Source organism: Bradyrhizobium sp. BLXBL-01, from assembly GCF_051853025.1.
Taxonomy (GTDB): Bacteria; Pseudomonadota; Alphaproteobacteria; order Rhizobiales; family Xanthobacteraceae; genus Bradyrhizobium.
Window position 1 is genome coordinate 4,268,390 of sequence record NZ_CP182471.1, and the last position, 21,572, is coordinate 4,289,961.

The 21,572-nt window shown below is 65.2% G+C and carries 11 protein-coding genes; 1 reads left to right on the top strand and 10 read right to left on the bottom strand.

Translation table 11 applies throughout. From position 1 onward, the window contains the following. Window positions 1–32: 32 nt before the first annotated feature. From ACNJYA_RS19840 to ACNJYA_RS19855, 4 genes are read right to left on the bottom strand one after another with little or no spacing between them, the layout of a single operon-like run. On the bottom strand, window positions 33–3,140 hold the full coding sequence (locus ACNJYA_RS19840) for an efflux RND transporter permease subunit (protein WP_439363047.1): 3,108 nt from the start codon (window positions 3,138–3,140) through the stop codon (window positions 33–35). Beyond that, entirely contained in the window at window positions 3,140–6,289 is a 3,150-nt protein-coding gene (locus tag ACNJYA_RS19845; protein ID WP_439363048.1) for an efflux RND transporter permease subunit, read from the bottom strand. The genes ACNJYA_RS19840 and ACNJYA_RS19845 overlap by 1 nt, the downstream gene beginning before the upstream one ends. Window positions 6,290–6,325: 36 nt before the next feature. Beyond that, window positions 6,326–7,717: an efflux RND transporter periplasmic adaptor subunit gene (locus tag ACNJYA_RS19850; RefSeq protein WP_439363049.1), complete on the bottom strand. Its 1,392-nt coding sequence runs from the start codon at window positions 7,715–7,717 to the stop codon at window positions 6,326–6,328. Further along, window positions 7,707–9,128 carry an efflux transporter outer membrane subunit gene (locus tag ACNJYA_RS19855; RefSeq protein ID WP_439363050.1) on the bottom strand — a complete coding sequence of 474 codons (1,422 nt, stop codon included), beginning with the start codon at window positions 9,126–9,128 and terminating at the stop codon, window positions 7,707–7,709. The genes ACNJYA_RS19850 and ACNJYA_RS19855 overlap by 11 nt, the downstream gene beginning before the upstream one ends. Before the next feature lie 789 nt (window positions 9,129–9,917). Here ACNJYA_RS19855 and ACNJYA_RS19860 point away from each other — a divergent pair. Then, the gene (locus tag ACNJYA_RS19860; RefSeq protein WP_439363051.1) at window positions 9,918–10,952 is read left to right on the top strand and encodes a cysteine synthase A; all 1,035 of its coding nucleotides are present in this window, start codon (window positions 9,918–9,920) and stop codon (window positions 10,950–10,952) included. A 58-nt stretch (window positions 10,953–11,010) separates the two neighbouring features. On the opposite strand, the gene ACNJYA_RS19865 is transcribed toward ACNJYA_RS19860, so the two are convergent. The 6 genes from ACNJYA_RS19865 to ACNJYA_RS19890 all read right to left on the bottom strand — a co-directional run bounded on the left by ACNJYA_RS19865 (window position 11,011) and on the right by ACNJYA_RS19890 (window position 21,552). Beyond that, the gene (locus tag ACNJYA_RS19865) at window positions 11,011–13,248 is read right to left on the bottom strand and encodes an O-linked N-acetylglucosamine transferase family protein (RefSeq protein ID WP_439363052.1); all 2,238 of its coding nucleotides are present in this window, start codon (window positions 13,246–13,248) and stop codon (window positions 11,011–11,013) included. A 118-nt stretch (window positions 13,249–13,366) separates the two neighbouring features. After that, window positions 13,367–15,640 (bottom strand): O-linked N-acetylglucosamine transferase family protein, encoded by a 2,274-nt coding sequence (locus ACNJYA_RS19870; RefSeq protein ID WP_439400594.1) that lies wholly within the window; start codon window positions 15,638–15,640, stop codon window positions 13,367–13,369. A 114-nt stretch (window positions 15,641–15,754) separates the two neighbouring features. Beyond that, window positions 15,755–17,986 carry an O-linked N-acetylglucosamine transferase family protein gene (locus tag ACNJYA_RS19875; RefSeq protein WP_439400595.1) on the bottom strand — a complete coding sequence of 744 codons (2,232 nt, stop codon included), beginning with the start codon at window positions 17,984–17,986 and terminating at the stop codon, window positions 15,755–15,757. Between the two features lie 94 nt (window positions 17,987–18,080). Then, window positions 18,081–18,818, bottom strand: a complete 738-nt coding sequence (locus ACNJYA_RS19880) for an amino acid ABC transporter ATP-binding protein (RefSeq protein ID WP_439363055.1) — start codon at window positions 18,816–18,818, stop codon at window positions 18,081–18,083. An 11-nt stretch (window positions 18,819–18,829) separates the two neighbouring features. Beyond that, window positions 18,830–20,350: an amino acid ABC transporter permease gene (locus ACNJYA_RS19885; protein WP_212257034.1), complete on the bottom strand. Its 1,521-nt coding sequence runs from the start codon at window positions 20,348–20,350 to the stop codon at window positions 18,830–18,832. Beyond that, window positions 20,347–21,552, bottom strand: a complete 1,206-nt coding sequence (locus ACNJYA_RS19890) for an amino acid ABC transporter permease (protein ID WP_439363056.1) — start codon at window positions 21,550–21,552, stop codon at window positions 20,347–20,349. The genes ACNJYA_RS19885 and ACNJYA_RS19890 overlap by 4 nt, the downstream gene beginning before the upstream one ends. Between the last annotated feature and the right edge of the window lie 20 nt (window positions 21,553–21,572).

The following is a 21,572-nucleotide window of genomic DNA, read 5'->3' on the forward strand; positions in this document are numbered from 1 at the left end:
CCGCTATACGCTTGAAGCGGCGCGTCAACAACCTATTCCGCCGGTGCCGCCAGCGGCCGCGGCACGGAGCGGCGCCGCATGCGGTCGATCAGCAGGTAGATCACGGGCGTCGTGTACAGCGTCAGGATCTGCGAGACGAACAGGCCGCCGATGATGGTGATTCCGAGCGGGCGGCGCAGCTCCGTGCCGGGGCCGGTCGCGATCACCAGCGGAATGCCGGCAAACAGCGCCGCCATGGTCGTCATCAGGATCGGGCGGAAACGCGCCTGGCAGGCCTCGAAGATCGCCTCGGCCGAGGACAGGCCGCGCTGGCGCTCGGCTTCGAGCGCGAAGTCCACCATCATGATCCCGTTCTTCTTGACGATGCCGATCAAGAGGATGATGCCGACGAAGGCAATTACCGTCAGCGGCGTGTTGGTGAGCTGCAAGGCGAGCAGCGCACCTAAGCCGGCCGAGGGCAGCGTCGAGATGATCGTGAGCGGATGGGCGAGGCTCTCATAGAGCACCCCGAGCACGATATACATCGCAACCAACGCGCCGAGGATCAAGAGCGGCTGGCGGCCGCTCGTCCTGGCGAAGTCGCCGGCATTGCCGTCGAAGCTGCCGCGAATGCCTTCCGGCATGTGCAACTCATCGACCGCGCGCTGGATGTTCTGCGTCGCCGCCTGAAGCGGCACGTCCGGCATCAGGTTGAAGGACACCGTAGTCGATGGGAACGACTGCGAATGATAGACGGCGAGCGCAGCGAGTCCGCGCGTCGCGCGCACCACGGCCGACAGTGGCACCTGCGCATCTCCGGCGCCGGCGACGTAGATGCGATCGAGATTGGAGGGGTCGACCTGGAACTTCGGGTCGATCTCCAGCACGGTCATGTACTGGTTGCGCTGGGTGTAGATGATGGAGATCTGCCGCTGTGCGAACGCGTTGTTCAGCGCGTTGTCGATGTCCTGAACCCTGACGCCGAGCGCGGACGCCTTCTGGCGGTCGATCGAGAGCGTCAGCTGCAGTCCGCCGGGGTCGCGATCGCTGGAGATGTCGGTGATGCCCTCCACGCTCTCCATGCGCTTGGCCACGATCGGCGCCCATGTCTGCAGCAGGCCGAGATCGGTGCTGGTGAGCGTATATTGGTAATCGGAATCGCTCTGCCGCCCGCCGGCGCGCACGTCCTGGGCGGCGAACATGAAGAGGCGGATGCCGGGCACGGGATACAGCGCCCGCCTGAGCCGGTCGATCACGACCTCCGTCGACACGTGCGCGCGCTCCTCCGGCGGTTTCAGGCTGATGAACATGGTGCCGCGGTTCGAGGTCGCCGGCCCCGGGCCCCCGCCTCCGCTGCCGACGGTCGATCCGATGCCGGCCACGGCCGGATCCTTCATCACGATCTCGGCGAGCCGCTGCTGCAGGCCGAGCATCGACTGGAACGAGATATCGGCCGAGGCGCGCGTCGCGCCGATGATCAAGCCGGAATCGTCCGTCGGGAAGTAGCCTTTGGGGACCTTGACGTAGAGCGTCACCGTGAGCGCGATGGTGGCGAAGAACACCAGCAGCGTCAGCAGCGGGAATTCCAGCACTGTGCGAAGGCTGCGAGCGTAGAACCCGATGGTGCGCGACAGCGTGCCTTCGATGATGCGGTCGAACAGCGTTGCCGTGCCGGAGGTGGTCTGCCGGATGTAATGGGCGCAGATCATCGGCGTGACCGTCAGCGACACCAGCGTCGAGACCAGGATGGCGAAGGTCAGCGTCAGGGAGAATTCGCGTAAGAGCCGGCCGACGACGCCGTCCATGAAGATCAGCGGCGTGAAGGCCGCGATCAGCGACAGGCTGATCGAAACCACGGTGAAGCCGATCTGCTTGGCGCCCTCCTGCGCCGCCCGGAACGGGGGCATGCCGTGCTCGAGATTGCGGAACATGTTCTCGATCATGACGATGGCATCGTCGACGACGAAGCCGACGGAGATGGCGAGCGCCATCAGCGACAGATTGTCGATGGAGAAGCCCGCGACCCACATGCCGGCGCAGGTCCCGGCGAGTGCCAGCGGCACCGAGATGCCGGCCGCGATGGTCGGTGTGATCCGCCGCAGGAACAGGAATACGACGACCATCACCAGGACAGCCGTCGCCAGTAGCGTCCATTGCATATCCAGCACGCTGGCGCGGATCGTGCCGGTCCGATCGACCAGGGTGGAGATTTCGACTCCGGCGGGAATCCACTGCTTCAGCTCGGGGATCAGCGCCTTGACCCGGTCGACAGTGTCGATGACGTTGGCATCGCCCTGCTTGGTGATCTGGATCAGAACCGCCGGTTGCCTGTTGAACCAGGCGATCGAGCGGACGTTGCGGACGGAATCCTCGATGTCGGCGACATCGGACAGACGCACGAAATTGCTGCCCGAGCTCTTGATGACGATGTCGCGGAACTCCTTCGCCGTGCGCATCTGCTTGTTCAGCGACAGCGTCTCGCTTTGACGTTCGCCCTCGAAGATGCCGACGGGGCCGAGCGCGTTGGCGCCGATGATCGCGGTGCGCACGTCGTCGGTCGCTATTCCAGCATTGGACAGTGCGACTGGGTTGAGCTGCACGCGCACGGCCGGCTGGTCGGCGCCGGAGATCGACACGTTGCCGACGCCCGGTACCTGTGAGATGCGTTGCGCCAGCACGCTGTCGGCGACGTCGTAGATCGCCGACGGAGAGATCGTCTTGGAGGTCAGCGCCAGCACGAAGATGGGTGCGCCGGCCGTGTTCGCCTTGCGGAAACGCGGCAACGTCGGCAGGTCGCTCGGCAGGTCGACCATCGCGGCGTTGATGGCCGCCTGCACGTCGCGCGCGGCCTTGTCGATGTTGCGGCCGATATCGAACTGGAGTTGGATGCTGGTCGTGCCGAGGCTCGAGGTCGAGGTGATCTGATTAATTCCGGCGATCTCGCCGAGACGCCGCTCCAAGGGTGAAGCCACCGTCGCCGCCATCACGGATGGATCGGCGCCGGGCCGGCTGGCGGAGACGAAGATGGCGGGGAAGTCGACGTTCGGGACTGAGGCGACGGGCAGGAACTCGTAGGCGACGACACCCAGCAGGAACAGCCCGATCGACAGCAGCGTGGTCGCGACCGGACGGCGGATGAAGGGCTCCGAGATCGACGCCATCACTGCATCCCCTCGGTCGCGCCGGCGACCGGCGGGCCGCCGGATTCGGTCGGCGGCAACGCCCGCTCGAGACGGCGGTTGATGCGATCGAGCGCGAGATAGATCACGGGCGTCGTGTAAAGTGTCAGTAGCTGGCTGAGCAGAAGGCCGCCGATGATGGAGATGCCGAGCGGGAAGCGCAGCTCGGCGCCGGTGCCGCTCTCGATCGCCAGCGGCAACGCCCCGAACAGCGCCGCCAGCGTGGTCATCATGATCGGGCGGAAGCGCAAGAGACACGCCTGCACGATCGCTTCATGGGGCGACATGCCCTGCCCGCGCTCGGCCTCGAGCGCAAAGTCGATCATCATGATCGCGTTCTTCTTGACGATGCCCATCAGGAGGATGATGCCGATCAGGCCGATCACCGAGAGGTCCTGCCCGCACAACATCAGCGCCAGGATGGCGCCGACGCCGGCCGAGGGTAGCGTCGAAAGAATCGTGATCGGGTGGATGTAGCTCTCGTAGAGCACCCCTAACACGATGTAGATCGTGATCACGGCGGCGAGCAGCAGCCAGGGCTGGCCGGCCAGCGCCTTGGCGAACTCGGCGGCATCGCCGGCATAGATGCCGACGATGCTGCCCGGCATTTCGATGCGGGTCTCGATCACCTTCACGGCTTCGACGGCATCGCCGAGCGCCGCGCCCGGCGCGAGGTTGAAGCTGAGCGACACCGACGGGAATTGTGCCTGGTGCGAGATCGCCAGCGGCGCCGTGGTCCGCTTCAGCGTCGCCACGGCGGACAGCGGCACCTGGGCATTGGGCGCGCCGGCGGTGGCGCTCGCCGCGCCCGGCAGATAGAGCTTTGAGAGGATCGAGGGATCGCGCTGGTACATCGGCAGCGCCTCGAGCACCACGCGGTACTGGTTGGCCTGGCCGTAGATCGTCGAGATCTGCCGCTGTGCGAAGGCATCGTTCAGCGTGTCGGTGATTCCTTGCAGGCTCACGCCGAGCTGGCCGGCCCGGGTGCGGTCGACGTCGAGCTGCGCCCGCAGGCCGCCCTCCTGCGCCTCCGAGGAGACGTCGCGGAACAGGGGATCGCGCCGCATCTCCGCAACCAGCTTGCGCGCCCATTCCGAGACCAGCGTCGCATCGGTGCCGGTCAACGTGTACTGGTATTGCGAGCGGCTCGACTGGGTCGAGATCTGCACGTCCTGCACCGGCTGGAAATAGACGGTCATGCCGGGGATGCCGGAGACCCTCTCCTTCAGCCGGGTCACGACCACGCTGACATCGTCACGGCGCTCGCCGCGCGGCCGCAAGCTCATGACGAGGCGGCCGACATTGGTGGTCGGGTTGACGGAGCCCGCACCGATCACCGAGACCACGCCGACCACATCAGGATCAGCCCTGATGGCGTCCGCCGCCTCGGCCTGCCGCCTCTTCATCTCCGCAAACGACACGTCGGGCCCCGCCTCCGTCACCGCCGTGATCGAGGCGGTGTCCTGCAGCGGCAGGAAGCCCTTGGGCGCGACGACATAGAGCACCAGGGTCGCGATCAGCGTGGCGAAGGTCACGACCAGTGTGGCGCGCTGGCGCTCCAGCACCCACAACAGCGATCGGTGATAGGCATGGACCGTGCGGTCGATGAAGCGGCTGATCGCGGCCAGTCCCGGCACGGCCAGCTCCTCGTGGGCGTGCTTGAGCAGCCGCGAGCACATCATCGGCGTCAGGGTCAGCGAGACCACTGCCGAGGTCACGACCGCGATGGTCAGGGTCAGCGCGAACTCGCGGAACATGCGCCCGACCAGGCCCGACATGAACAGGAGCGGGATGAACACCGCGATCAGCGAGACCGTCAGCGATATCACGGTGAAGCCGATCTCGCTGGCGCCCTTGAGCGAGGCTTCCATCGCGCCATCGCCATTCTCCATGTGGCGCACGATGTTCTCGATCATGACGATGGCGTCGTCGACGACGAATCCGGTGCCGATCGTCAGCGCCATCAGCGACAGATTGTCGAGGCTGAAGCCGGCAAAATACATGATGCCGAAGCTCGTGATCAGCGACAACGGCAGCGCGACGCCGGCGATCACGGTCGCGCGCAACGAACGCAGGAACAACAGCACGACCAGCGTCACCAGCACGACGGCAAGGACCAGCGTGAACTGCACGTCGCGCACCGAGGCGCGGATGGTGACGGTGCGGTCGGAGACGATGGTGAGGTTCACGCCGGCCGGGATCGCGCGCTGGACCTTGGGAATTTCGGCGCGGATCTGGCTGACGACGTCGATGACGTTGGCACCGGGCTGGCGCTGGATGTCGATGATCACCGCCGGCGTGCCCTGGTACCAGCCACCGGTGCGGTCGTTCTCGAGACCGTCGACGATCTGGGCGACGTCGGCAATGGTCACCGGAGAGCCGTTGCGGTAGGCGATGATGACGGGCTTGTAGGCCTCGGCGACGGCGATCTGGTCGTTGGCGGCGATGACGTAGGATTGCTGTGCGCCGTCGAGCGAGCCCTTCGGGCCCGAGACATTGGCATTGGCGATCGCCGTGCGCAGGTCTTCCATCGCGATGCCATAGGCTGCAAGGCGCGCAAGATCGGCCTGGATACGCACGGCCGGTTTCAACCCGCCCAGCACGGAAACGCGCCCGACGCCGGAGATCTGGCTCAAACGTTGCGCCAGAATGGTGTCGGCGATGTCGCTCATTGCGCGCAGCGAGATCGTGTCCGAGCGCAGCGCGAGCGTCATCACCGGCGCATCCGCCGGATTCACCTTCGCGTAGGTCGGCGGGTAAGGCAGCGTCTTGGGCAGCACGCCGGCCGCGGCATTGATCGCGGCCTGCACGTCCTGCGTTGCCCCGTCGATGTCGCGGTTGAGATCGAACTGCAGCGAGATCTGGCTGACGCCGAACGAGCTCGTCGAGTTCATCGCCGAGAGCGACGGGATCTGCCCGAGCTGCCGCTCCAGCGGCGCGGTGATCAGCGAGGCGATCACGTCGGGGCTCGCGCCAGGCAGCTGCGTCGTCACCTGCACGGTCGGGAAATCGACTTGCGGCAACGCCGAGACCGGCAGCGCGAAATAGCCCAGCAGCCCGCCGATCAGTAGCGCAATGCCGAGCAGCGAGGTCGCGATCGGCCGGCGGATGAAGGGTTCAGAGACACCCATGGGCTGTGCCTGCCGCTGCAAGCGGCCGTTGTCGGATCATGGCTGCTTGGCTCCACTTTCCGATGCCCCCGGCCCCGGTGCCGGTCCTGTCTGCCCCTTCTGGTCGCCTTCGCTGCTCTTGCGCTTGGCGCGTAACTCGCCGTCCTTGCCCTGCCCGTCCTTCTGGCCTTCTTTGGCACCGTCCTGCCTCTGCGCGTCCGGTGCGCGCGAGCGCTTGCGCGGGGCGAGATCGGCCGACGGCGTCTGGTCGTCGCGGCCGACGATCACCTTGGAGCCGTCGGACAGATTGGCAAAGCCCGTGGTGACGACCCTGTCGCCCGCCGACAGGCCGCTGGCGATCACGGCATCATGCTCGTTCTGCTGGGTCACCGTCACGGGCTTGGCCGAGACGATGTTGCCCTCGCCGATGACGTAGCTGAAAGTGCCGATCGGGCCGCGCTGCACCGCCGAGGTCGGCACCACCAGCGCCTGCGTCAAGGTCTCGACCTTGAGGCGGACGTTGACGAACTGGCCCGGCCAGAGCTGGTAATTGGCATTGGGAAATTCGGCCTTGAGCCTGAGCGTGCCGGTGGTCTGGTCGACCTGGTTGTCGATGCCGGTAAGCTTGCCGGTATCGATCACCGTAATGCCGTCATTGCCGAACACGTCGACCGCGAGCGTACCCTTCGCCGCGGCCGCATTGACCCGCATGATCTGTTGCTGCGGCAGGCTGAACCACACCGCGATCGGCTGCAATTGCGTGATCACCACGAGGCCGGTGGTGTCGGAGGCATGAATGATGTTGCCCTGGTCGACCTGGCGCAGGCCGGCACGACCCGAGATCGGCGCCACGATCTTGGTGTAGCTCAGCGTCGCCGCAGCGTTGTCGATCGCGGCCTGATCGGCCTTGACCAGCGCCTCGGTCTGCGCGACCAGCGCGCGCTGGGTGTCGGCCTGCTGCTTGGAGCCGGCGTTGGAGGCGGCGAGCTGCTCGTAGCGTGTCAGGTCGATGCGCTGGTTTGCGAGCTGGGCCTGATCCTGCGCCTTCTTGGCGACCGCCTGGTCGTACTGCGCCTGATAGATGGCCGGATCGATCTCGCCGAGCACGTCGCCCTTCTTGACGTCCTGGCCCTCCGTGAAGTTGACCGCGATCAGCTTGCCGTCGACCTGCGAGCGCACGGTCACGGTGTTCAGCGCGCGGATCGCGCCGACGCCGTCGAGATAGACCGGCACGTCCTGGATGCGCGGGCTCGCTGCCAGCACCGGCACAGGCAGATCGGGACGCTGGTTGCGGTTGTTCGTCTGCTGCTGGTGCATGACGATCCAGCCGACATAGCCCAGACCGCCGAGGATCGCGAGCGTGATCAGGGTCATGACGAAGCCGCGGCCGCGCGATCTCGTCGCCGTCCCCGCTCCCGCGCCCTGCTTGGTGTCGGGCTTAAAGAGCATTGACCGGTTTCTCCATTCGCGGCTCCCAGCCGCCGCCGAGCGCCTGGTACAGGCTGACGATGGCCAGAAGCCGTGCGAGTTGGGCCTGCGACAGCGCGTCTTCCGCCTGGAACAGGGTCAGTTGGGTGTTGAGCACGGTGACGATGTCGGCGGTGCCGGCGCGCAATTGCTGCTCGGAGAGATCGAAAGCGCGACGCGAGGCGGCGACGACGTCGCGCTGCAATTGCAGCTTGATCGTCGTCTGCTTGATCGAGAACAGCGCGTTGTCGACGTCGGCAAAGGCCTGGACGATGGTCTTGCGGTAGGTCTGCAGCAGCTCGTCCTGCCGCGCCTTGGCCAATTCGAAATTGCCGAGGATCTTGCCGCCGTCGAAGATCGGCTGCGTCGCGCTGCCGACGAGCTGGAAGAAGGCCGCATGCGGCTGGAACAGCGAGACCAGCGCCGCGCTCTGATAGCCGCCATTGCCGGTGAGCTGGATGGTCGGAAAGAACTGCGCACGGGCATTGCCGATGTTGGCGGTGGCCGAGGCGAGCTGCGCCTCCTGCCGGCGGATGTCCGGCCGCTGCGTCAGCAGCTCCGACGGCAGGCCGGGCGTCACGCGCGGGATCGCGATGCGATCCAGGGAGCCGCCGTGCACGCGCACGCTCTCCGGCGGGCGCGACACCAGCACGGCGAGCGCGTTGACGTTCTGATCGAGTGTCTGGCGCAGCGGCGGCACCAGGGCCTTCTGGTTCGCCAGCACGCTCTCCTGCTGGGCGACGTCGAGATCGGTGCCGGTGCCGGCCTTGCGGCGGTCCCTCACCGCATCGAGGATGCGCTGCGCGCTCGCGATGTTGCGCTGAGAGGTCCTGATGCGATCCTGCGAGGCCAGCACCTGGAAATAGGCGTTGGCGACGGCGGCGAGCGTGGTCAGCGCGACCGTGTCGCGATCGAAGCGGTTGGCGTTCGCCGTCTCCTCGGCCGTCTGCAGTGCATCGCGGTTCTGGCCCCAGAAGTCGAGCTGGTAGCTCGCGCTGAGCGAAGCCTGATAGTTGACGACCTCACGGCCGCCATTGGTGAGCCCCGAGGCCGAAGAGCCGGAGGTGCGCGAATAGGTCTCCTGGCCGGTGCCAGACAGACTCGGCAGCAACGCCGCGCCGGCCTGCCGCGCCTGGGCGTCAGCCTGGACGATACGCGCCACGGCGGCAGCGATGTCGAGATTGACGGTCTGCGCTTCCTCCATCAGCTGCGTCAGCTCCGCAGAGCGGAAACCGCGCCACCAATCCAGCGACGGCGGCGCATCGCCCTTGCCGGCATATTTGTAATGCGCGGGAACGTCGAGCGCGGGATCGGGGAGATCCTGGGTCAGCACGCAGGCCCCCGAGGCGGCGGCGAGACACAGCACCGCCATCCATCGGGCCGCGGGCCGCATCCTGAATGCAGAACCGAGAGATCGCCGCGAGGCGATCGCTGGAACTTGGTGTGTCACGTCCACCCCCCGCCGGGCAGATCAAGCCGCCGCAACGCCGCCGGATTAACCGATTCGCGGCGGGACAGTCGGGTGGCCTTGGACAACGCGTTCACAGCGGTGATGCTTTCTACGGAACCTGCGATGCATACTAGCCGGGCGCGGAACGGCGGGACAGTGCCGCAGTTGCGAGATGCCCGGGCCAATGCGCTGGGCGCGCGCTGAAGAAAATACGAAAAGTACCTGTCTCGCAGTAACTTCTTTTACTGAGAAACATTGGGAAACGTAAGCAAGCTTACCAAGATTTCATGTGATATCGCGGCCACACCCTTAGCTTCGCTCTTCATTTGGACCGCCCAACGCGCCTTCAGCTCAGTCCCATCCTCTGCGCGGCGCGCAACACCGTCAATCTTGCCGAAAACGAAGCCGTCCAACGCGCCGATATTCTCCTGGGCTGTCACCGCAGTCCACGCGTCCTGTCGCAGCCCGTCTCGCCAGTGGCAAGAATTGGTCGCGACAGCGCTCATCGGGAGCGCAATCGTTTCTTGCCCTGGCCGGGGTTCGGCTGTTTCCTCCTACTCATATCCCGCCTCATGGCCCCGCGCATCAGCGCCGGTCTCTTCTCGGGCATATCACTGTTTCCGTGGGCGTTTCGCTCGGGTTCGCCGCAGCGCAAAAGCCTTCCCCTTTGGCCTGCCAAGCACTAGGTTCGGGCCAAAGCCGATCAACCCCTTGGTAGTGATTTCCCCTGACATGACCATTCGCAACGACGTTGTCGAAGCCATCGGCAACACCCCCCTCATCAAGCTCAAGCGGGCTTCGGAATTGACCGGCTGCACCATCCTGGGCAAGGCCGAGTTCATGAATCCCGGTCAGTCGGTGAAGGACCGCGCCGGCAAATGGATGATCCTGGAGGCCGAGAAGCGCGGCGAGCTGAAGCCCGGCGGGCTCGTGGTGGAAGCGACCGCCGGCAACACGGGCATCGGCCTTGCCGTCGTTGCGAGCGCGCGTGGCTACCGCACCCTGATCGTGATTCCGGAGACGCAGAGCCAGGAGAAGAAGGACTTCCTGAAGCTATGCGGTGCCGAGCTGATCGAGGTGCCGGCCCTTCCCTACGCCAACCCCAACAACTACCAACATGTCGGCCGGCGGCTCGCCGACGAGCTGCGCAAGACCGAGCCCAATGGCGTGCTGTTCGCCGACCAGTGGAACAACCTCGACAACGCCAAGGCACATTACGAATCCACGGGGCCCGAGATCTGGGAGCAGACCGGCGGCAAGGTCGACGGCTTCGTCTGCTCGGTCGGCAGCGGCGGCACGCTGGCCGGCGTCAGCCGCTATCTGAAGGAGAAGAACAAGGACATCCGCATCGCTTGCGCCGATCCGCACGGCGCCGGCATGTACGAATATTTCAGGACCGGGGATTCCAAGGCGACGCCCGGCGGCTCGATCACCGAGGGCATCGGCCTCAACCGCGCCACGGCGATCGTCGAGACCGCCAAGGTCGACGAGGCCTATCTCATTCCCGACACTGACGCCGTCAGCGCGATCTACGAGCTGCTCCAGCACGAAGGTCTGTGCCTCGGCGGCTCGACGGGCATCAATGTCGTCGGCGCGATGCGACTTGCGAAGCAGCTCGGGCCCGGCAAGACGATCGTCACCGTGCTGTGCGATTCCGGCAGCCGCTATCTGTCGAAGCTGTTCAACGCGGACTTCATGCGCGCCAAGAACCTGCCGGTGCCGGAATGGCTGGAGAAGCGCAGCAACATCAAGCCGCCGTTCGTGTGATCGTTACGCGCGTCCTCGGGCCGAGGGCGCACGTCCACAAGCACTGCGCAGTTCGGCTCTAAGCGATCTCCCCGCTTTCCAAGGCTGCGGCGCAATAGTCGCGCCAGAACTTGCGGTAGCCCTCCTCGACCCTGCGGGTGTAGGTTTCGACATTGCCCGCGGCTGAAGCTGCGATCCGGGCCGGCAATTCCGCGCGCAACTTTGCCAGAAGCGCGGGCTGGGCAGCAAATTGGCATGCAATCGCGGCGTAGCCCGCGTCATCCTCGGCCACCCAGTCATCGAGACCGACGGCCGCCACGATGGATCCGCCGGCGCGCGACGATGCGCCGTGGCCGAGCTTGGCGACGACCGGAACGCCCGCATAGAGGGATTCCCAGGTGCTGACGCCACCGTTCTGCGGAAATGGATCGAGCGAAATATCGACCAAGGCGAAGGCTCGCAGATGATCGGCGCGCTCGGACGAGCCGAGGCAAGTGATCCTCTCTTCGGCAATCCCGTGAGCGACAAACCGCGCGAGGAGACCGTCGCGCACCAGGGCATCGTCGAGCAGCGTATGCTTGATGATGATCTTCGATCCGGCCACCTCCCGCATCACGTTCGACCAGACGCGGATGGCCTCGTCCGAAATCTTGTTGACGCGGTTGAACACGCCGAAGGTGACGTAGCCGTTGCGGAGCATGGGAAGCTCCGACGGCGGCACATCCAGGATGGGATCGATCGTGATCAGGCACGGCAGGTCATAGACCTTTTCGGTCAGCAGATGCCGTGCCGATTGCGGAATGAAGACGGGGTCCGCGAGCACGTAGTCCATCGTCCGAAGGCCCGTACCGGTCGCGTGTCCGAAGCCCGTGACCTGGATGGGCGCCGGCTTGCGGGCGAAGACCTGGAGCCTGTTGCCCGACGAATGCCCGGAGACGTCGATCAGGATATCGACCTTGTCGGCCTCGATACGATCGGCCAATTCGTCGTCGAACATCTGCCAGGCATCGACCCAGACGTCCGCCGCCGACCTGAATTCGGCCGTGATCGCATCTTTCGTCGGCGAACACGAATAACAGACGACCTCGAAGCTCGCATGATCATGGTGGCGCAGCACCGGCAGCAGGCCGAACGCCGCCGAGTGATACCAGAATTCGGCAGAAACATAGCCGATCACGATCCGCCTGTCGGGATCGAGCTGCCGAGAGGCGAGCGTCCTTTGCGGCACGCGGGCGCCGATCGCTTCGCCCCAGGACCTTCGTGTCGCCTGCTGGATCGTGAAATCTGCGTCGGGAAGAAAGTCCAGAAAGTAGATCTTCCGCGCCATCAAGTCTGGATCCGGCGAGATCGCCAGCGCCGCGTCGAGATGTTCGATCGCGGAGGCGATTTCTCCCTGATTTGCAAGGCAGGAGCTCAGCAAGGCCAATGCGATCGTGGAACGTGGATTTTGCTCGAGCAAAGTCGTGCAGGCCAGGATCGCCTGTGCGGTATTCCCCAGGCTGAGCGAGACCTCCGCCTTTCCCCGCAAGGCAAGTTCGAACCGCGGCGAAAGTGCAAGTGCCGCATCGAAGTCCGCGGCAGCCTGTTCCAGCCGCGACAGTGCCGAGTTGAGGCGTCCGCGCTGCGCCAGAATCTTCGCAGAATCGGGCTTGATCGCGAACGCCGCCGCGAGCGCAGCTTCCGCCTCATCGTAGCGCTTGAGCTCGATGCTGACCATGCCCTTGCCGATGAGCGCTTCGACGTGGCGCGGCTGAAACAACAGCGCGCGATCAAAGCTCTCCCTGGCGCGGTCAAAACGGTACAGTGCCAGCTCCGCCACGCCACGATTGCAAAGCGCGTCGGCGTAGTCGGGCTTCAGCTTGATGGCGCGATCGTAGATATCGATAGCCTGTCCCGGCAGGTTCATCTGGAGCAAGGTGTTGCCGAGGCCGACAAGGGCCGGCGTAAAATTCGGCTTCAGCGCGATCGCCCTCTCCTGACAGGCGCGGGCCGCCTCCAATTTCTGAAGGACGACGTAGACGGTCGCGAGATTGCTCTGCGCCTCGTGCGAACGCGGATCGATCGCGATCGCACGCTCGAGCAGCTGTTGCGCCTCCTCCAGGCGTCCGCCCTGCTGCACACTCAGCCCGAGCAGGTGCGTGGCGTCGAAATGATCCGGAACGGCTTGCACGATCTGGCGGCAGAGCACCTCGCACTCCGCATACCTGCCCTGGCCATAGGCGTTCGCCGCGGCGGGAATGATGGCGTCGGCCTGCTTCTTCAATTTCTTCTGCAATCGCGCATTCTGGAATGCGCGCGCGCCGGCGCTGCTCTGCAAGGTGTCTCTCCGGAAGATGGCCCAGGGCCGAGTCTAACTGATTCGCGTCCCGGCCCGGCCGAACTGCCGGACCAGAAATCCGTCCGGGAGATCCCGGGGTTCGCCTGCAGGATGCGGCTCAGGAGCCGCCAGGTGCGTCCGCCTCGCTGACCGCGGCGTCGCCGCGCTCGCCGGCAGCGGCACAATAGTCGCGCCAGAACTTGCGGTACCCCGCTTCGAGCTCACGCGTGTAGATCTCGACATTGCCGGCGGGCGAGGCTGCGATCTGGGCCGGCAAGCCCGCGCGCAACTTCGCCAGATATTCGGGCTGCGAGGCAAACTTGCGGGCGATCTCGACATAGCCGTCGTCGTCCTCCGCGACCCATTCGCCGAGGCCGACGGCCGCCACGATGGAGGCGCCGGCACGCGAGGAGGCCCCAATGCCGAGCTTGGCCACGACCGGGACGCCCTTGTAGAGGGACTCCCAGGTGCTGATGCCGCCATTCTGCGGGAACGTGTCGAGGGAGATATCGATCTTGTCGAAGGCCATCAGGTGATCGTCGCGCGAGGTGGTGCCGAGGCAGGTGATGTCCTCCTCCGCAATGCCCTGCGCAATGAAGCGTGCGACCAGGCTATCGCGCAGCAGAGTATCGTCGAGCAGCCCGTGCTTGAGGATGATCTTCGATCCCGGCACCTCGCGCATGATGCGCGACCACACACGGATCGCATCATCCGAGATCTTGTAGATGCGGTTGAACACGCCGAAGGTGACGTAGCCGTTGCGGAGCATCGGCAGCTCGGAAGGCTGCAGATTGGTGACCGGCTCCATCGTGATCAGGCACGGCAGATCGTGGATCTTCTCGGGAAACAGGTGCCGGGCCGAGGGCGGAATGAAGATGGGATCGGCGAGCACATAATCCATGGTCTGCATGCCTGTGCCCGTCGCGTGTCCGAAGCCGGTGGCCTGGATCGGGGCCGGCTTCCGCGCGAAAACCTGCAGCCTGTTGCCGGTCGTGTGGCCGGACACGTCGATCAGGATGTCGACATTATCGGCCTGAATGCGATCGGCGAGCTCGTCGTCAGAAAGCCCCCAGGCATCCACCCAGACGTCCGCCAATGATTTGAACATGGCGGTGTACTCGTCCGCGCCCGGCCAGGAATAGTAGCAGACGATCTCGAACTTGGTGTGATCGTGGTTGCGCAGCACCGGCAGCAAGGTGAGGCCCGCCGAGTGCTGCCGGAATTCGGCCGCGACATAGCCGACCACGATCCGCTTGTCCGGATCGAGCGGCCGCTTTGGCAGCGTCCTTTGCGGCATCTTCGAGCCGATCGCGTCCCACCAGGACTTCCGTACAGCCTGCTGGACCGAGAAATCGGCCTCCGCGAGGTAGTCCAGCAAGAAGATCTTGCCCCTGATCGCATCTCCGTATTCCGGCCGGAGAGCAAGCGCGCGATCGAGATAGTGGATCGCAGCGTCCATGTCTCCCTGGTTCGAATAAGCGAAGCCCATCAGGGCCTGCCCCATCTCGGAGCGCGGATTTTGCTCGATCAACGCCGCTGCGGCCGCCATCGCCTGCGCGGTCTTTCCCATCACGAGGCAGGCTTGTGCCTTGCCGCGCAGCGCCAGTTCGAGCTTGGGCGAGATCGCAAGCGCCGCTTCGAAATCCGCAAGCGCGGGCTCCAGGCGCTGCAGCTCGTAGCTGAGCCGCCCGCGCTGGGCTAGGATCCTCGGCGCGCCGGGCTTGATCGCGAGCGCCGTGGCAAACTTGGCTGCCGCCTCCTCGTGATGCCGCAGCTCCATGCTGACCATGCCGCTGCCGACGATGGCCTCGGCGTGACGCGGCTGAAACAGCAAAGCGCGATCGAAGCTCTCCTTGGCACGCATGATCTGCCCAAGCACGATCTCGACCATGCCGCGATTGCAGAACGCATCGGCATAATCCGGTTTGATCTTGATCGCGCGCTCGTGCAGCTCGAGCGCCTGTACGTACTGCCCCAGATGCATCAGCGTGTTGCCGAGATTGGTCAGCGCCACCGCGAAATTCGGCTTCAGCGCGATCGCCCTCTCCTGGCACCGCCGCGCCTCCTCGTAATTGCCGAGGTCGAAATGCACGGTCGCGAGGTTGTTATGGGCATCGTGCAGGCGCGGATCGAGCGCAATCACGCGCTCCAGCAGTTCTCTCGCCTCCTCGAGGCGCCGGCCGTCATGGGCGCACATGCCGAGCAGGTGAAGGGCATCGACATGATCCGGAAGGGCTTTCAGGATCTCGCGGCACAGCGCCTCGGTCTCGGCATATCGGCCCTGGCCATGGGCGTTCGCCGCGGCGGCAATCACGGCGTCGGCCTGCTTCATCAATTTCTTCTGCAATCGCGCATTCTGGAACGCGCGCGCGCCGCCGCCGCTCTTCTGCAAGGTGTCTCTCCGGAGGATGCCCTGGGCAGAGTCTAACTGATTCGCGAGCCTGGCCGGCCGGTCACCCGAGCTCCATCGCCTCCGGGATTTCACGGGGCCCGGCGCAAGATCTTGCTACACCAGCTCCGAGGCGGCGGCACAATGATCGCGCCAGAACCGGCGATAGGCCGCCTCGACCTCACGCGTGTAAAGTCCGACGTCGCCGGCGGGCGAGGCAGCGATCCGAGCCGGCAGGTCCGCCCGCAACTTTGCCAGATGGGCCGGCTGCGCCGCATATTTGCACGCGATCGCGGCATAGCCCTCGTCATCCTCGGCCACCCAGTCATCGAGGCCGACGGCCGCGACGATGGAGCCGCCGGCGCGCGAGGAGGCGCCGCTGCCGAGCTTGGCGACCACCGGAACGCCCGCATAGAGGGATTCCCAGGTGCTGATGCCGCCATTCTGCGGGAACGTATCGAGGGAAATGTCGACCATCGCAAAGGCCCGCAGATGCTCGGGGCGCGAGGTCGAGCCCATGCAGATGACGTTCTCTTCGGCGATGCCCTGCGCCGTGAACCGCGCGATCAGCCGATCGCGCAGCAATGGATCGTCAAGCAGCCCGTTCTTGACGATGATCTTCGATCCCCTCACCGCATGCATGACTTTCGCCCACACCCGGATGGCCTCGTCCGAAATCTTGAAGATGCGGTTGAACACGCCAAAAGTGACGTAGCCGTTGCGGAGCATGGGAGGCTCCGAAGGCGGCACGTGCAGGATCGGATCGATCGTGATCAGGCACGGCAGGTCATGGACCTTCTCGGCCAGGAGGTGGCGCACCGATTGCGGAATGAAGATCGGGTCCGCGAGCACGTAGTCCATGGTTCGAAGGCCTGTCCCCGTAGCGTGCCCGAAGCCCGTGACCTGGATCGGCGCCGGCTTGCGGGCAAAGACATGAAGCCTGCTGCCGGTCGTGTGCCCGGACACGTCGATCAGAATGTCGATCCCATCGGCCTGGATGCGGTCGGCCAGCTCGTCATCGGACAATTGTGCGGCGTCGACAAAGACATCCGCGAGAGGCTTGAACCTCTCCGTCATGTCGTCCTGCATGGGCCAGCAGGAATAGCAGACGATCTTGAACCTGGCGTGATCATGATGGCGCAGCACCGGCAACAGCGAGTACGCCGCCGAGTGGTTCCTGAATTCGGACGCGACGTATCCGATCACGATCCGCCGGTCCGGATCGAGCGACCGGGGCGCCAGCGTCCTTTGCGGAAGCTTGGCACCGATCGCATCCCACCAGTATCTTCGCGCGGCCTGCTGCGCGACGAAATCGGCCTCCGGCAGGTAGTCCAACACGAAGATCTTGTATCCGATCGCCTCCGGGAAGTCCGGTGCGATCTCGAGCGCAGCGTCGAGGTGTGCGAGCGCCGTCCCGATGTCTCCCTGGTTCACGTGGCAGGCCGCCAGAAGCGCCAACCCCATCTCGGATCGCGGATTGACCTCGAGCAGTGTCTTGACGCCCGCCATCGCCCGCGCGGTGTTTCCCGCGAGAATGTCGATCTGCGCCCGCCAGCACAGCGCTAGCTCAAGCCGTGGCGATTGCGCCAGCGCCGCGTCGAGATCCGCGGCCGCCTGCTCCAGCCGGGACAGACTGAGGTTGAGCCGTCCACGCTGCAGCAGAATCCGCGGCGACCCCGGCTTGATCGCGAGCGCTGCGTCGAAGGCGGCAGCCGCCACCGCGAAGTGCCGGAGCTCGAGGCTGACCATGCCCCCGCCCGCGATCGCCTCGGCGTGAGATGGCTGAAACGACAGGGCGCGTTCGAAGCTCGCCTTGGCGCGCGCGAACTGGCCGGTCATCAATTCCGCCATGCCGCGGTTGCAGAACGCATCGGCATAATCCGGCTTCAGCCTGATCGCCCGCTCGTGCAGCCCGATCGCCTCATCACCAAGGCCGATGTGCAGCAACGTATTGCCGAGATTGGTCAGGGTGATCGGACAATTCGGCTTCAGCGCGATGGCCTTCTCTTGGCATGCGCGGGCCCCGTTGAATTTCTCCAGCGCGAAATAGACGGCCCCGAGATTGCCGTGCGCGTCGGGCGAGCGCGGATCGAGCGCAATCGCACGCTCGAGCAGGAATTCCGCTTCCTCGAGCCGCCCGCCGTCGAACGCGCGCAGGCCGAGCAGGTGCGTGGCATGGAAATGATCGGGCACTTCCTTCAAGATCTCGCGGCAGAGCATCTCGGCCTCGGCAAGCCTGCCCTGCCCGAGCGCCTCGATCGCGAAGGCCATGACGGCGTCCGTCTGCTTCTTCAGCTTCTTTTCCAGTCGCGCATTCTGGTATGCGCGCGCGCCGGCACTGCTCTGCAAGGTCTCTCTCCGGAGGATGGGTCCGAAGAGAGGCAAGCCGATTCGGATGGTGCCAGGCTTGCGGTCAGGCCGGCGAGGCCGCCGGCGCCGTGGCTCAGCGCAGTATCTGGCTCAGGAACAGCTTCGTGCGGGCGTGCTGCGGGGCGGCGAAGAACTCGTTCGGGGTGTTGGCCTCGATGATCTGCCCGGCGTCCATGAACACGACGCGATTGGCAACCTCGCGGGCAAAGCCCATCTCGTGGGTCACGACCAGCATGGTCATGCCTTCTTCAGCGAGGTCGACCATGGTGTCGAGCACCTCCTTGACCATCTCGGGGTCGAGCGCCGAAGTCGGCTCGTCGAACAGCATCACCTTCGGGTTCATGGTCAGGGCCCGGGCAATCGCGACACGCTGCTGCTGGCCGCCGGACATCTGGCCCGGAAACTTGTTGGCCTGGTGCGGGATCTTGACCCGCTCCAGGAACTTCATCGCAGTCGCCTCGGCGTCCTTCTTGGGGATGTTGCGGACCCAGATCGGCGCCAACGTGCAATTGTCGAGCACGGTCAGATGCGGGAACAGATTGAAGCTTTGGAACACCATGCCGACTTCACGGCGAACCGCATCGATATGCTTGAGGTTCGGCCCGAGCTCGATGCCGTCGACGACGATCTCGCCCTCCTGGAATTCCTCCAGCGCATTGATGCAGCGGATCAGCGTGGACTTGCCCGAGCCCGAGGGGCCGCAGATCACGATGCGCTCGCCCTTCTGCACCGCAAGGTCGACGTCGCGCAGGACGTGGAAATCGCCGTACCATTTGTTCAGGCCCGAAATCTTGACGATGGGGACGGACATGGTGGCCTCGATCAGTTGCGGCGGTGGGCGTTGAGGCGCCGCTCGACAAACAACGAATAGCGCGACATTCCAAAGCAGAACATGAAGTAGATGATCCCGGCGAAGGCGAAGCCGGTGAACGCCGTCGACGGCGTCGACCATTTCGGATCCGCGAACGAGGCGCGCAGCGAGCCGAGCAGATCGAACAGCGCCACGATCGAGACCAGCGAGGTGTCCTTGAACAGCGAGATGAAGCTGTTGACGAGGTTCGGAATGACGTGCCGCAGCGCCTGCGGCAGCACGATCAGCGAGGTCGTCTTCCACCAGGACAGCCCGAGGGCGGCGGCCGCCTCGCTTTGACCGCGCGGGATCGCCGCGAGCCCGCCGCGGACGTTCTCGGCCTGATAGGCACCGGTGAACAGCGCGATGCCGATCAGCGCACGCACCAGGCCATCGACGGTGAAATTTCCGGGCAGGAACAGGGGCAGCATGTAGGTTGCGAAGAACAGCACGGTGATCAGCGGCACGCCGCGCCAGAACTCGATGAAGGCGATCGAGAAGATCCGGATCAGGGGAATCGTCGAGCGGCGGCCGAGCGCGAGCGCAATGCCGATCGGCAGCGAGGTGACGATGCCGGTGACGGAGACCACCAGCGTCACCAGGAGGCCGCCCCACAGGTTCGTCGTCACGACCGGCAATCCGCCGTGGTCGAGATCCATCAGCTTGATCACGATGGCGATGGCAATGAAGGTGGCGATGCTCGATGCCAGAGCCCGCCCGCCGGTGCGAACACCGCCGCCGAGAACGAAGGCGATCAGGCAGACGATCGCGGCTGTGATGGCGAAATCCGTCCAGACCGACTGGCCCGTGCCCTGGATATAATCGCGCAGCCAGGTGAGCGGAAAGATCAGCCAATGGATCACCGTGCCGAGCAGGACGATGAGGCTGCCGACGGCCCAGAGCAGCGGGCCGACCGCAGAGGTCCTGCTCGAGGTGAGCAGCGCCTGTCCGGCACCGACGATGCTCTCGTCGAACAATTGCAGCAGGCCAGCCGTCCAGCTCAGCCCAAAGCCCTTGATGCCGCCGCCGTGCAGCAGGAAGAAGGCCACCACCGGAAAGGCGACGAAGAACAGGCCGGCATTCAGGCTCTTCGCCGGCAGCCGCGGAACGAGCAGCGGCAACAGCAGGACGGCTGCGAGCAACAGCGTCAGGTTCACCCGCCAGCGCTCGGCCTCGGGATAGAAGCCGTAGATCAGTTGCGGGAGCTTCGCCTGGATGTAGGGCCAGCAGGCGCCGACCGCGAAGCCGGCGTTCTCGGCGAGGCACGCGGCGCGGTCCTTGCCGCTCCAGACCGCATCGACCATCAGGAACTTGACGGAGGGAATGATGGTGAACCAGAGCAGCAAGGCGCCCAGGATCGTCAGCAGGATGTTGGTCGGCGAGTTGAACAGGCGCGTGCGCATCAGGCCGATGAAGCCCGTCGTCTTCACCGGCGCCGGACGCTCGGCGAGCAGGTCCTGGCGGACGAAGTTGGATGACATGACATCGCTCATGCGCCGAGGCTCCGGCTGACGCGCCAACCGTAGACGCTCATGATCGCGCTGGTGAGGAGCGAGATCAGGAGATAAACACCCATCGTCATGGCGATGATCTCGATCGCCTGCCCGGTCTGGCTCAGCGACGTGCCGGCGAACACCGACACCAGGTCAGGATAGCCGATCGCGACCGCCAGCGACGAGTTCTTGGTGAGATTGAGGTACTGGTTGGTCAGCGGCGGCACGATGACGCGCATGGCCTGCGGCACCACGATGAGGCGGAGCGTGGCGCCGCGGCTGAGGCCGAGCGAAGATCCCGCCTCCATCTGCCCCTTGTGAACGGACAGGATGCCGGCGCGCACGATCTCGGCGATGAAGGCGGCGGTATAGGTCGACAGCGCCACCGTCAGCGCCACGAATTCCGGGATGATGCGTGAGCCGCCGGCGAAGTTGAACCCCTTCAGCTGCGGCAGCTCGAAGGTGAAGGGCAGACCGAATACCAGCATCGTGGCCAGCGGAAGCCCGAACAGCAGGGACAGCACGTAGGGCCAGATGTGGATCACCTGCCCGCGCTGAAACAGCGCTCGCCTGGCGTAGAAGCGCAGCGCCAGCGAGGCGACGATGCCGAGCGCGAGCACCGCCAGGAACGGCTCGAGACCGCCCTGGCCGATCGGGCTCGGAATGACGAGGCCGCGATTGCTGATGAAGGCGACGCCGAGCAGGGAAATGCTCTGCCGCGGATTGGGCAAGGCCGCGAGCACCGCCAGATACCAGAACAGGATCTGGAACAGCAGCGGCAGGTTGCGGATGACCTCGACATAGATCTCGCCGACGCGCGACAGCAGCCAATTGGGCGACAGCCGGCACAGCGCGACGATGAAGCCGATCACCGTGGCGAAGAAGATGCCCACCACGGAGACCACGAGCGTGTTCAACAGCCCGACCACGAACACGCGCAGGAACGTGTCCGAGCCGGTATAGGAGATCAGGGTCTGGTTGACGTCGAAGCCGGCATTGTTCCTGAGGAAGCCGAAGCCGGCGGCGATGTGCTGGTTCTCGAGATTGGCCCGCGCATTGGAGACGATCTCGTAGCCGATCCAGCCCAGGATCGCCGCGAAGGCAAACTGGACGGCAACGCCGTTCCAGCCTGCCTTGCCGCCCAGAATGCGCCGGATCTTCAGCGCGATCTGGGGCGGCGGTTTTCGAGCCTCGGTGCTCATGCCGCTGCCGGCCGATCGGG

Coding starts and splice junctions, on each gene's coding strand:
- ACNJYA_RS19880 (WP_439363055.1), bottom strand. CDS start 18,818: ATGTCCGTCCCCATCGTCAAGATTTCGGGCCTGAACAAATGGTACGGC.
- ACNJYA_RS19840 (WP_439363047.1), bottom strand. CDS start 3,140: ATGGCGTCGATCTCGGAGCCCTTCATCCGCCGTCCGGTCGCGACCACG.
- ACNJYA_RS19860 (WP_439363051.1), top strand. CDS start 9,918: ATGACCATTCGCAACGACGTTGTCGAAGCCATCGGCAACACCCCCCTC.
- ACNJYA_RS19890 (WP_439363056.1), bottom strand. CDS start 21,552: ATGAGCACCGAGGCTCGAAAACCGCCGCCCCAGATCGCGCTGAAGATC.
- ACNJYA_RS19850 (WP_439363049.1), bottom strand. CDS start 7,717: ATGCTCTTTAAGCCCGACACCAAGCAGGGCGCGGGAGCGGGGACGGCG.
- ACNJYA_RS19845 (WP_439363048.1), bottom strand. CDS start 6,289: ATGGGTGTCTCTGAACCCTTCATCCGCCGGCCGATCGCGACCTCGCTG.
- ACNJYA_RS19855 (WP_439363050.1), bottom strand. CDS start 9,128: ATGCGGCCCGCGGCCCGATGGATGGCGGTGCTGTGTCTCGCCGCCGCC.
- ACNJYA_RS19885 (WP_212257034.1), bottom strand. CDS start 20,350: ATGAGCGATGTCATGTCATCCAACTTCGTCCGCCAGGACCTGCTCGCC.